We start from the raw sequence: 11,829 nt of genomic DNA on the forward strand, positions 1-11,829 counted from the left end.
GCTAGCGCTCGCGCCGCAAGAGGCCGATGAGCTCGTTGTACGTGACCGTGAACCCGAAGCGCAGGATGCACCAGACAAGCGCGACTGAGACGGCGATCGTGATGACGGCGCGCAACGTCGCATCCATCGGCACCAACCACAGGCCGAAGCCGATGACCGCGACAGTCGACCCGCACACCATCGCGGGCGCGTAGGAGCGGAGCACGTCCAGGGTGCGAAGACCCATGACGCGGATCGCGACGGCCTGCTTCACGACGACGAAGACCGCCACCACGATGAGCTGCCCGACGGCGACACCCATGATGCCGCCGTAGTGCGCGCCGGCGATGAGCACTGCCACGAACACGAGGAGCTGCGCCGCGGAGAGCCGCATCGCGAGACCGGGCCGCCCGATGGCCTTGTACACCTCGTTGATGCCGGAACCCAGCGAGCGGACCGCCGCGTACAGCGACAGCACGATGAGCGGCTCGATGACCGTGAGCCACCCGTCGCCGAAGAGCAGCGGCACGAGCGCCGGGGCCACGGTCGCGAGTCCGATACCGGCCGTGACGCCGAAGATCGTCTGCACGCGCAGCCCGAGCAGGTAGCTGCGCTGCAGCAGTGCCGGGTCGCGCTGCGCCCTCGCGTACAGCGGGTACAGGACCGCCGTCAGGATGTAGAGCGTGTTCACGATGCCGAACTCGGGCAGCCGGAAGGCCAGCTGGTACGTGCCGAGCGCGGCAGTCCCGAGGAACGCCGCCACGATCAAGTAGTCGACCTCGAAGTTGAAGCGCGAGATGATCTGGCTGCCGGCTGCGGGAAGTCCGAAGTCGGTCACCTCACGAAGATCGGCCTTCCCCCACCGCCAGAAGCGCCACGGCGTCGAATCTCGCAACGCGACCCAGCACGAGATCGCATACGCGAAGGACGCGGCGATCGAGCCGAGGATGAGCGACCAGACCCCGGCGCCGCCGAGCGCCAACCCCATCGTCACCGCCCCCGTCACGACGGCACGCACGACCGACGCGGTCGTGATCGCGCTGAAGCGCATGTCCCTGCGAAGCAGCGACTCGGGTACCGCGCAGAGCGACGCCCCGACGATGACGAGGCTGGACACCTGGAGGAGCGGCGTGAGGTCTGGTTGCCTGAACCACAGGGCGAAGAGCGGCGCGAGAGCAACCAGGAGCATGGCCAGTAGCGCGCCGCAAGCGAGCGTGATGGCGAGTGACGCCCGCACGATCGAGGGGCGCCTCGTCAGGACGACGAGCGCCTGAGCGATGCCCCCATCCGCGACGGTCTCGGCGTACGCCATGATGACCAGCGCGAGCGTCACGAGCCCGTACTGGTCCGGGGTCAGCGACCTGGCCAGGATGGCGGTCGTCGCGAGCAGCACCAGACGGCTGACCGCGACCGCCCCCGACTGCATCGCAGCACCGCGGGCCGCGCTGCGAGCCAGCTGGCGCGGATTGAGCTCAGACTCGGCCGAGTTCTGGCTCATGCCTGCGCGGCGGCGGGCTCGAACACCCGATGGGCGTTCGAGCTCGTACTCCTCGCCAGGCGACCGCGAACGTAGCCGACGCCCGTGATCCCGAGCCCAGCGACGATCGCGGCTGCCCCCTGGAAGCGGCCAGCGCGAAGTTCGCGCAGCACCCCGCGTCCGAGCACGCGCACCACGTAGTCCTTCTCCGTCGAGAGGGCGGCCGTTGCTCCCTGCAGGCGCGCGATCGACGCCTTGGAGAGTCCCTCCGCGTAGCACCGTCGCAGGAAGTACCCCCAGGTGCCGCGTGCCGCCGCCACTTCGTGGCTGACGGCCGAGCTCGGCTCGAAGATCACCGTGGCCTGCGGGTTCGCAGCGGTGATCCGGATGCACAGCTCCGTTTCCTCGCCGCCGAGCGGGATGCGCCCCACCCGGCCGAGCTCCTCGCCGAAGCCGCCAGCCGTGACGATCGCCGCGCGACGCAGCGACATGTTGCAGCCCATGAGATTGCGCACCTCGCTGGCGCTCGTGGGCTGGCCCAGGTACGTGCATCCGACGACCCAGTCGAACTCGCCGGGACCCGCGGTCGGATCGAGGGCGGATCCGGGCGTGGGGTACATCGGCGGCCGCGACGCGGGCCATGCGGGTCGCGCGGAACCCCCGACGGCAACGATGCTGTCGTCGACATACTGCGCGATCAGCAGCTCGAGCCAATCCGCATCGGCGACCGCGTCGTCGTCGAGGAATGCGACGATCTCACCCCGAGCCACGTCGACTCCCGTGTTGCGAGCTCCGGAGAGCCCCCGTCGCCTGCTGTTCTCGACGACGGTCGCGACGTCACCGAAGTGCCGCTTCGCCCGTTCGAAGAGCGCTCGGTTGTGATCGATGACCAGGATCAGCTCGTCTGGGGCGAGCGAGCCCCCGACTGCTGACGCCGCCCCACGCACGATCGTGGACCAGCGGTCCTCCGTGTACGCGCAGATGACCACGGAAACTGACGGCATTGGCTCCCCCCGGAGTTCTCCCCATGAACAGGCGTGCAGCGTGAACAGGGCTGAGCTTAGACGGGTGTCAGCTCGAGCGCGCGACGCTTCACCACACGAGCGCGGGTGCGCTCGGTCGCGAGAGTCCGCAGCACGCGTGTGCCATCCGCCCACGTGCGCAGGTGGCTCTCCCCGTGGATGCGACGCTTCTCGACACTCGGCACCTCGCGGATGCGCGCGTCCGCCGCCGCCATCCGACAGTTGATGATCGTCTCGATCTCGAAGCCGTCACCCCAGAGCATGAGGCCCGGCTGCGAGGTACCGGGTTCCGGGAGCTCCAACACCGGCAGCATGTCGCGCCAGAACGCGTTGTAGCCGTAGCAGAGGTCGGAGAACTTCGTGCCGAAGGCGAGGTTCGCCGTCAGGTTCAGCCCGGCGTTCCCCGCACGGCGCAGCGGGGTGATGTCCTCGCTGCCACCTCCTGGCAGGAAACGCGTCCCCTTCGCGAAGTCGGCACCGCCGACGAGCGCGTCGACGAACGACGGAATCTCGATCGGGTCGGCCGAGCCATCCGCGTCGAACATGACGATGATGTCGCCCGTCGCCGCACTGAAGCCGCAGGAGAGCGCGTTGCCCTTGCCCCTGCGGGTCTGAGCGATGAGCGTCGCGTCCGGGCGAAGGCGGCGGACCACGTCCGCGGTCCCGTCGCTCGAGTTCGCGTCAACGACGATGACCTCGTGGCCGCCAGGAAGCTGCGGCAGCATCACCTCGAGATTCGAAGCCTCGTTTTTCGCCGGGATGACGATCGTCACCGTGGGCGCAGACGTACGTTCCATCAAGTTCCCCCAAACTTGTAGATGGTGACGCTCAGTTCCCCCCGAGCGTCGCCGTGACTGACCCTAACAGGCGCATTGGCCCGGGCCAAAGAATGTTGCTGTCAGACGGCGCTGCTGGCGCTCCAGGCCTGATATGCGGCGACATCTAGCTGAAAGACGACAGTTCCCGACTTCTCGAAGACCGGTTTCCAGTACCCGGCTCGGCTGAATGCATCTCGCAGTTCTGCGAACTGCGATTCCGTCTGCAGTGCGTAGGCTTCGCCGAAGCCGCTCTGTGCTGGAGACCAGAGCGCGTAGACCGGCACGTCGGCCTCGAAGGGGCCGACGTAGCCATCGAGGGACCGCGTGAGGTCGGCCACGTGGGCGTCCACCGACGCACCGGCAGGAAGCTGCTGCACGGGGAGACCCAGTTCGAGGCGCTCGATGAAGTCGACGTTCTCGTCCTTCGTGCGAGGTGACGTGGGGAGGTCGCCGTCGCCGAGCAGCAGCGTGATCGGTCCGTCGGCGCCTCCGTTGGAGTCTCGGGTCACGAGATTGATGGCCTCGATGTCACTCGGGTGCACGTAGTGGATGCGGTCCAGCGCCGAATACGAGGGCAGCCAGCACAGCGACAGCGCGAGGGTGAACGCGACCAGCGTCGAACGTCTCGGCCAACCGGAGCTGGTGGCGAACGCGGCGACGGCCAGCCCCGCCAGCCATGGGATGCCGAAGAGCGCCGCCCGGAAGATCCCCTCCTGTCCGTACGGCGTCAGGACGAGGATGATGAGCCCCGTGGCAGTCGTCGCCGTCGCAGCCAGGCCGAGCGAGAGCGGTGGGCGGTCCTCGCGTTGCCGGCCGCGCCTCAGGACCGCGTCGAGCATCCGCTCGAGAATGACCCAGCCGGCCGCCGCGACCAGCAGCAGGATGCCGCCGACCAAGCCGTAGACCGACCACGAGACTTCGGGGATGCGCACGAGCGGAATCGACTCGACGGTGCGGGGCGGCAGGAAGTTGCCGGCGCGGCCGAACTCGCTGAAGTTCAGGAACGCGCTGACCGCACCCGAGTGCAGCAGGGTCCAGGCGATCGCTGGAACCAGCACCAGCGCGGGCAACCACCAGGGCTTCACGACCCGGAACGCCACGAGCACGGCGACCATGAGGCCCACGATGTACGGGCTCAGCTGATGCGTCATGGCGAGCGCACACGAGACGGGCAGGATCATCGCGACCTTCGCGCGGGCCGAGGCTGATGACATGACGGCAGCGACGATCGCGAACGCGAAGCAGTAGCCGAGTGACTGCGGCGAGAAGTAGTCGGCGCCGATGGTGTCGACGAGCACGCAGAACCCGACGGCGATCCAGGCTGCGCGTGGGTCCCGCACGATGCGCCCGAGGAACTCGCGCATCACGACGACGCGGATGAGGCCGATGATGAGCGGCCAGAACCGGGCGAAGGCGACGACGTCCTCCAGGCCACTCGCCTCGGCGACCCAGGCGATCGAGCTGAAGAAGCCGGGCCACCCGTTGTACACGCTGACGGAGGAGTCCGTCGTGTGCGAGGTGAGGATCTGGTTGACGAGGTCCACATGCTTCACGGTCGACGGTGAGCGCGGGCCCTCGTAGAGGAGCGCGGTCGTCAGCATGACGACGACCAGCAGCGAGATCGCCGAGACCGCGGAGCTCAGCTCGGTGGCCCGGCGGGAGCAGACGAGGCTGAGGAGCACGGCGAGGAAGCCAACCGCCCACGGGAGCCCGAGGATGAGGAGGAAGCCACCGAACTGCGGCTCCACCGGGCCGATGGCGACAACCGTGCCGATGCAGAGGGCCATGCCGAGGATCGCGGTGACCATCAGCACGATCGGGACGGCGCCGGGCGCGTCGGCGGCAGGCTGACCAGCGGCGCGACGAGCGCTCCACGACGTGTGCCGGGCCAGGTCGCGCCGCGCTCGGAACCACGCGAGAGCTCCACTCACGGCTGCCGCGACGGCGAGTGCCGCCGCCGCGGGGGTGGGCACCCAGAGCGTGGTGCTCATCATGAGCATCGACCCGAGCACGAGCACCGTCGGGCCCGTCACGATCGTCAACGTCACGCGGGATTGCGCCGAGAAGCGGGCACCGTGGGCCCAGACCCCAGCCCCGAGCCCGATGAAGAGGAACGCCAGGCCCGCCCCGACACGCACCTGGTCGAGGCCGAGCAGGAGACCCGCCAGGTAGACAAGCGCGGTGCCGACGGCGATGCAGGCGAGCACTGACCGCATTGGGGCCGAGCGCTTGGCTCGGCGGAGCAGCAGCGCACTCGTCACGATCGGCGGAGCCCCGCCTGCCGTGTCCGGCTGGCCCACCTCGCTCTGGCGTAGAGCGCGGGGCCAGCCAGGTACCCGCGCATCTCCTCCCGCCACGCTCCGGCCGGCGCCTCGACGCGGTCGAGCATCCGCTGCTCGGTTGCGGTGCGGATACTCGCCATTCGCGCGACCCCGGCGAAGAGGCGGCTCACGATGTCGAGCGTCGTGGCCGGGTTCGCCAGGTACTTCGTCAGGAATGCGGTGAGCCCCGTGCCGTAGCCGTGCAGCTGGCTTCGGAGCGCGTCGTCGTCGGCACGATGCTGGTGCCAGACGAGCGCGGCGGGTTCGTAGGCGATCGCGAAGCCGGCGCGCAGGACGCGCACGAAGATGTCGAGGTCCTCCCCGCCCTTCGTCGTCGTGCCTGCGCCGAGCGCCTCGTCGAACTCGCCGACGCGATCGACGGCCTCGCGTGCGAGCGCGAGGTTGGCGCCGGTGCCGAAGATGCCGGCCGAATACGGGTAGAGGGGTGACCCGTCGTCGCGCCCCCTGAGGTCGTAGCGCTCGGAGGTCATGCGCCCTGACCACGACGGCGAGCGCGCATCGAAGTAGCCTTCGGCGTTCGTCTCGATGGCAGCGGTCGCGACCAGACCGGTCACGCAGCCGATGCCCGGCTCGCTCCGGAACGTGCGGGCGATCTCGGTCAGCCAACCGGAGTCGACGAGGACGTCGTCGTCGGTGTACGCCAAGATCTCGCCGCGCGCCGCCGCAAGGCCGGCATTGCGCGCCGCAGAGAGCCCCGGTCGCTCCTGGCGAAGGTACCGGAACCGGGAATCCAGGGCGCAGATCGCGGTCAAGAGCTCGCGAGTCTCCTCGGTCGAGGGTGCGTTGTCGACGACCAGCACCTCGAAGTCCGGGTAGTCCAGCGCCTGGATGCGGTCGAGGCAGCTGGTCAGCAGCTCCGTGTGGTCTCGCGTGCAGACGATGACGCTCGCGAACGGCGCATCGACGAGCGGTTCCGGCGCATCCGCGTTCACCGTCTCGCCGAAGGAGTCCACTGAGCGAACCCGGATCTCACGGGAAGAGACGGTGTCTGGGGCGGCATCGAAATGCAGGTAGCCGAGCGGCCTGCCGTGCGCTCGCACAAGCACTCGTGTGCGGTGATGCCGCGAGCTCGCATGCCTCGGGCCCCGCAGCCCCTCGTTGTTGAACAGATCGAATTCACCGCACCAGATACCTGGCGCGGCGGAACGCGTCGCGTGTGTCATCCCGCCCCGACTCTCGTGAAACACGGCCCCCCGCCGCGAGCCACAGTCTAGTGGGGCGGTTCACTTCTCGCGCTATCATCACCCGGATGAGGATGCTCTACGTCGTCGAGTCGACGCCCACGATCGATGCCAGGACCGGTGACGGCAGCAGCCTCATTCCCTACCACGTTGCCCTCGCCATGCCCGCGCACGTGAGCCTGGAGATCGTCAGCTTCGCGGGTTCGAATGCGGTCGACGAGACATTGCGCGCGAGGGCGGTTCGCGTTCACGAGCTCCCGCAGCGGGGCCTTCGAGACGCGCAGATGCTCTCACTCGTCGCTCGAGAATCCGTCGGGGCCGCCAGGCGAATGACGGCGAACGCACGACGTGTCGTGCGAGAGCTCTCCCGCACCGCTGATGCGACCCTCGTGCACGGGCCGCACCTCCTGTCGCTGCTGGATGCGGTCGTGGGGCCCTGCGCCTACCAGAGCGTCGACCCGTGGTCGTTCCGGCTGGAGATGGAGGCCGTCGCCGCCTCGGGGCCCCGCGCGCTCTACCGGCGGTCGCTGGCCAGAGCGCGCCTCGCCCGCGAGCGGGACCTGCCGCGCTACATCGAGCTGGCAACCGTCGGCCGGGCTGACGCCGAACGCTGGCGAACCGAGCTCGAACGTGACGTCACGGCGATCCCCAACGGTGTCGCGGGTGTCCCAGGTTCCGGGCGGGGGCGAGTCGGGCGCCCGGATCGCCCGACGCTGAGCTTCACGGGCAGCCTCGACTACGCCCCGAACATCGAATCGGCGACCAGGCTCGTGCGCGAGATCGCCCCAGTCGTGTGGGCTGAGGAGCCCTCGGCGCGCATCCTCATCGCGGGCCGCAATCCGGTGGACGAGGTCCTCGCGCTCGCCTCCGACCGAGTCGAGGTGCTGGCCAACGTGCCGTCCATGTCCGAGGTCTACGCGGCGAGCGACATCGCGGTCTTCGCGGACGTCTCCGGACTGGGGATCCGCAACTCGGTCTCCGAGGCGCTCGCGGCGGGCACACCGGTCGTCGCGACGCCGACCGCAGCCCGAGAGCAGCCGAAGCACGAGCTCCTCACGGTGGTGCCGGAGGCGGAGCCCATCGGCGAACGCACCATCGACCTGCTGAGGGCCGTCAGGGCGGCGCCGTGGTTTCAGCAGCGGATCGGGGCGAGCGCGCCCATGCGGTCCTGGGAGGACGCGGCGGGGGAGTACCTGGCCCTCCTCGGCACCGCGAGTCGTTGATGCCCGAACTCAGGGCAAGCGCTCGTGGCCGGCGAGCCAGTCGAGCGAATGCTCCCACAGCATCACGTCTCGGTCGGCGGAGATGATCCGGTCGGCAGCGCCTCCCACCTCACCGTGCGCCTCGAGGCGATCCGCGAGCGTGGCGGCCGTGCGCGCCCAGGCGAGCAGCACGAACGCCTCGTCGAAGTGCAGTCCGTGCCGCTCGAGATGCTGCCTCAGCAGACGCCTGCCGTGGCCCCCGGGCTCCCACAGCTGATCGAACGCCGACCGCTGCGCATCCCGGGCGAACGCGCTCCGCGCGGACTCCGCGCAGTACTGCAGGTAGAAGACGAGGTCGTGCCCTGGCAGGCCGTGCTGGCGCGCCCGCTCCCAGTCGAGGACGCGCAGCCCGCCAGCTTCGGAGACGAGCACGTTGGGGTGACCGAGGTCGCCGTGCTCGAAGACGGCGGGCATGGGGCGCACGCGCACGCCGGCGAGTGCATCGTGGGTGCGCTCGACGAGGCGGGTGAGAGACGCGCGGCCGCTGAGCGCGGCGAGTCGGCCGAGCGGGGTCTCGACGAGCTCGTCGTACCAGCCGGGGTTCTCGGCTGCCGCTCGCGTGCGCGGCATCGCCTCGATGAACCGCATCCCGACCGTCACGGCCAGATCGTGATCGCGTTCGACCGCCCCCGGGTCGAGGGCGGTCCCGTCGAGCGCCTCGCGAAGCAGGTAGCTGGTCGAGCCGATCGTCGCGAAGCGCTCAACACGCGCAATGGAGCTCGCGAGCTCGGGCGCGGCACTCCGGAGCGCCATCAGCATGCGGCCCTCACGCTGGATGCCTGAATCGTCCCCAGGCTGACGGGGGATCTTCGCGACCCACGAGCCGGCACCCACGGCGCCCTCGTGCAGCGCTACCACATGCCTCGAGGTGTCGAAGCGAGGCGTGATGATGACGGGATGCGCGTCGCCGAAGATCGGATGCGGCGCGCGCGACCGGCGCACCACGACGTAGCCCTGACGCGCGAACAGCCAGTGCGCGTGCATCCTGGCGCCGAGGCGCGCGCCGAGCGACAGCAGGCGCCGCTTCGGTGATCCGTCGTGCCGTGCCAGCGTCGCGTCGAGCGCCGGGGCGTCGTGCATCGGCACGAAACGGGCCGTGCGGCTGAGGTCTGGGGCGCTCCAATGGGCGACGGCGAACGCTCCGGGAATGCGTCTGGCCCGTCGCAGCGCGCGACGGAGCGGAGCCGTCGCGGGGCTCTGGAGCGGAGTCCCGCCGACTTCGATGCACAGGACGCCCCCGTCCGAGAGCGCGGCGACGCCCCTCGCGATGTCCATCGGAGACGAGGAGACGCTGAAGACGAGGTCGAAGGCGCCATCGTCGGCGTTCCCCATCCCGCCGACCGCGCGGACATCCGGCTGCAGCAGACGAAGCGCGGCGAGCGCCTCGGGGGAGAGATCACCGACGTAGCCGAGGTGGGCGGGCTCGAGCACGCCGGTCAGGAACCGCCAGTCGTTGCGGCGCCACGCGTGGAGGAGCGGCTCATGCGGGTCGACCGTCACGTGGTGCGAACCAGCTCTCGCACGTCGGTCGCCACGGCGTGCGGTGAGCGCGTGGCGTCCAGCACCGTCGCACGTTCGCAGCGCCTCGCGAAGGCGAGGTACCGCTGGCGCTGACGCTCGAGCTGGTCCGGCCCGAACTCACCGGCACGGCTCCAGAGCACACCGCTCGGCGCGTCCAGGATGAGCACTCGGTCGAGGGTCGGCATGAGGCGCGAGCTCGCGCCCCGGAGCAGTCGGCCGCCGAGCGACGGGTCGTCGGAACCCAGGATGACGTGCTCGTTCGCAACACGGTCGAGCACAACCGTGCGACCGCGGTACCGGTGCCATCTGGCGGCGGCGGTGCCACGGATGAGTCGGCCGAGGCGGAGCGCGAGGCCGCCCCCTGGGACGCGCTCGAGCACGTTCCATCTCGTGCGGGTCCACAGGCCCAGGTGCGCGCTGCGCACGCCAGGCTCGAGCGCGACGAGGCCAGAGATGACCGTCGACTTCCCTGATCCGTCTGGTCCGAGCACAGCAATGATCCGCCCTCGCGGCATGGCGATTCCCCCAAATCGGGCGCCGCTGCGGCGCCTCCCCCGCAGCCAGACTAGTCGCCGGACCGCTGCCCTCGACTTCGTCGACAGGTCGATTTCGCGTATCTTCGCTAGTCGTTCACGTTCTCGACAGCAACCCTGAGAAGGTCGTGCATCCACACCGGGAGGCACGTCGCTTCCAGAAGGAGTCACCGCCGATGTCCGACCTGACCTTCCAGCTCATCGCGCTCGCGATCTACTTCGCGGCCATGGTGGGCATTGGGCTCTACGCCTTCCGCCAGACCAAGGACCACGAGGACTACATGCTGGGCGGGCGCAACCTCAGCCCCGGCACCGCGGCACTCAGCGCGGGCGCCTCCGACATGTCCGGCTGGCTCATGATGGGGCTTCCAGGTGCCATCTTCATCTCGGGACTCATCGAGGCGTGGATCGCGATCGGCCTCACCATCGGCGCCTACCTCAACTGGCGCTTCATCGCGCCGCGCCTTCGCGCCTACACGGAGGTCGCGCGCAACTCCATCACCATCCCGAGCTTCTTCGAGAACCGCCTTCGAGACCGCTCGCGCCTCCTGCGCATCGTCAGCGGCGTCGTGATCCTCATCTTCTTTACGTTCTACATCTCCTCGGGCATGGTCGCGGGCGGCGTCTTCTTCGAGGGCTCGTTCGGCGGTGACTACCTCGTCGGGATGCTCCTCGTCACGGGCGTCACGCTGCTCTACACGCTCTTCGGCGGCTTCCTCGGGGCATCGTTCACCGACGTCGTGCAGGGCCTCATGATGATGCTCGCGCTCGTCCTGATCCCCGTCGTCGCCATCTTCACGCTCGGCGGCTTCGGCGGCGTCTCCGAGGCGATCGTCGCCTCGGGCGTCGAGCACACGGGCCTCATCCCCGCCGACGGTCTCGACTGGGTGACGACGCTCGCCATCGTCTCGGCGCTCGCCTGGGGCCTCGGCTACTTCGGCCAGCCGCACATCATCGTGCGCTTCATGGCGATGCGCGACCCGGGGTCCGCCACGGCTGCGCGCCGCATCGGCATGTCCTGGATGACGCTCTCCATGGTCGGCGCCGTCACCGCGGGCGTCGTGGGCGTCGCCTACGTCCAGCGCAACGGCATCGAGCTGAGCGACCCCGAGGCGATCATGCTCGTCATGGCGCAGGTCATGTTCCACCCCATCGTGAGCGGCTTCATCCTCGCCGCGGTGCTCGCCGCCATCATGAGCACCATGTCGAGCCAGCTCATCGTGTGCTCGTCGGCACTCGTCGAGGACCTCTACATGGTCATCGCGAAGCGGCAGCCGTCTGCTCGCAAGCTCGTGATCCTCGGCCGCGCGTGCGTCTTCGCCGTGGCAGTCGTCGCCGGTGTGCTCGCCTTCGACCGCACCGGCACCATCCTCAGCCTCGTCGGCTTCGCATGGGCCGGCTTCGGCGCCGCCTTCGGGCCTGCCGTGATCCTCAGCCTCTACTGGCGCAAGCTCACCAACTGGGGAGCGCTCGCGGGCATGGTCGCCGGCACGGTCACCGTGTTCGCCTGGTCAGCGCTCGGGACCGATCTCTACGAGATCGTGCCTGGCGTGATCGTGAGCCTCATCGCATCCATCGTCGTCAGCCTCCTCACCTACAAGCTCGATCCCGAGATCGACGCGGAGTTCGACCAGGCGAAGACGCTCGTCGTGAAGAAGGCCGAGGCCGACGAGGGCGAGAAGGTCGAAGCGTAG

The 11,829-nt window shown here is 69.3% G+C and carries 9 protein-coding genes; 2 read left to right on the forward strand and 7 right to left on the reverse strand.

Annotation, left to right across the window (positions count from 1 at the left end; genetic code table 11):
* Position 1 precedes the first annotated feature (1 nt).
* The 5 genes from HDC34_RS05530 to HDC34_RS05550 form a co-directional block, all read right to left on the reverse strand.
* A complete protein-coding gene (locus tag HDC34_RS05530; protein ID WP_179556180.1) occupies positions 2-1,477 on the reverse strand; it encodes a lipopolysaccharide biosynthesis protein in 1,476 nt (491 codons plus the stop codon).
* Entirely contained in the window at positions 1,474-2,460 is a 987-nt protein-coding gene (locus HDC34_RS05535) for a glycosyltransferase family 2 protein (RefSeq protein WP_179556181.1), read from the reverse strand. Before HDC34_RS05535 ends, HDC34_RS05530 begins: the two co-directional genes overlap by 4 nt.
* A gap of 56 nt (positions 2,461-2,516) precedes the next feature.
* Entirely contained in the window at positions 2,517-3,275 is a 759-nt protein-coding gene (locus tag HDC34_RS05540) for a glycosyltransferase family 2 protein (RefSeq protein ID WP_179556182.1), read from the reverse strand.
* A 101-nt stretch (positions 3,276-3,376) separates the two neighbouring features.
* Positions 3,377-5,557 carry a hypothetical protein gene (locus HDC34_RS05545; protein ID WP_179556183.1) on the reverse strand — a complete coding sequence of 727 codons (2,181 nt, stop codon included), beginning with the start codon at positions 5,555-5,557 and terminating at the stop codon, positions 3,377-3,379.
* Positions 5,554-6,801 (reverse strand): glycosyltransferase family 2 protein, encoded by a 1,248-nt coding sequence (locus HDC34_RS05550; RefSeq protein ID WP_179556184.1) that lies wholly within the window; start codon positions 6,799-6,801, stop codon positions 5,554-5,556. Before HDC34_RS05550 ends, HDC34_RS05545 begins: the two co-directional genes overlap by 4 nt.
* 86 nt (positions 6,802-6,887) lie before the next feature.
* Between HDC34_RS05550 and HDC34_RS05555 the strand changes: the two genes are divergently transcribed.
* Positions 6,888-8,042, forward strand: a complete 1,155-nt coding sequence (locus tag HDC34_RS05555; RefSeq protein WP_179556185.1) for a glycosyltransferase — start codon at positions 6,888-6,890, stop codon at positions 8,040-8,042.
* Between the two features lie 9 nt (positions 8,043-8,051).
* Here HDC34_RS05555 and HDC34_RS05560 read toward each other — a convergent pair whose 3' ends face one another.
* Complete coding sequence (locus tag HDC34_RS05560) at positions 8,052-9,581, reverse strand: aminoglycoside phosphotransferase family protein (protein ID WP_179556186.1); 1,530 nt, start codon at positions 9,579-9,581, stop codon at positions 8,052-8,054.
* On the reverse strand, positions 9,578-10,093 hold the full coding sequence (locus tag HDC34_RS05565; RefSeq protein WP_179556187.1) for a hypothetical protein: 516 nt from the start codon (positions 10,091-10,093) through the stop codon (positions 9,578-9,580). The genes HDC34_RS05560 and HDC34_RS05565 overlap by 4 nt, the downstream gene beginning before the upstream one ends.
* A 218-nt stretch (positions 10,094-10,311) precedes the next feature.
* On the opposite strand from HDC34_RS05565, the gene putP reads away from it, so the two are divergent.
* Positions 10,312-11,829 carry a sodium/proline symporter PutP gene (gene putP, locus HDC34_RS05570; protein ID WP_179556188.1) on the forward strand — a complete coding sequence of 506 codons (1,518 nt, stop codon included), beginning with the start codon at positions 10,312-10,314 and terminating at the stop codon, positions 11,827-11,829.

Origin of the sequence: Pseudoclavibacter sp. JAI123, assembly GCF_013409665.1 — a bacterium.
Classification (GTDB): domain Bacteria; phylum Actinomycetota; class Actinomycetes; order Actinomycetales; family Microbacteriaceae; genus Pseudoclavibacter.

Excerpts from the sequence above, each read along its gene's own strand:
- HDC34_RS05555 (WP_179556185.1), top strand. The coding sequence starts at position 6,888 with ATGAGGATGCTCTACGTCGTCGAGTCGACGCCCACGATCGATGCCAGG.
- HDC34_RS05540 (WP_179556182.1), bottom strand. The coding sequence starts at position 3,275 with ATGGAACGTACGTCTGCGCCCACGGTGACGATCGTCATCCCGGCGAAA.
- HDC34_RS05550 (WP_179556184.1), bottom strand. The coding sequence starts at position 6,801 with ATGACACACGCGACGCGTTCCGCCGCGCCAGGTATCTGGTGCGGTGAA.
- putP (WP_179556188.1), top strand. The coding sequence starts at position 10,312 with ATGTCCGACCTGACCTTCCAGCTCATCGCGCTCGCGATCTACTTCGCG.
- HDC34_RS05535 (WP_179556181.1), bottom strand. The coding sequence starts at position 2,460 with ATGCCGTCAGTTTCCGTGGTCATCTGCGCGTACACGGAGGACCGCTGG.
- HDC34_RS05530 (WP_179556180.1), bottom strand. The coding sequence starts at position 1,477 with ATGAGCCAGAACTCGGCCGAGTCTGAGCTCAATCCGCGCCAGCTGGCT.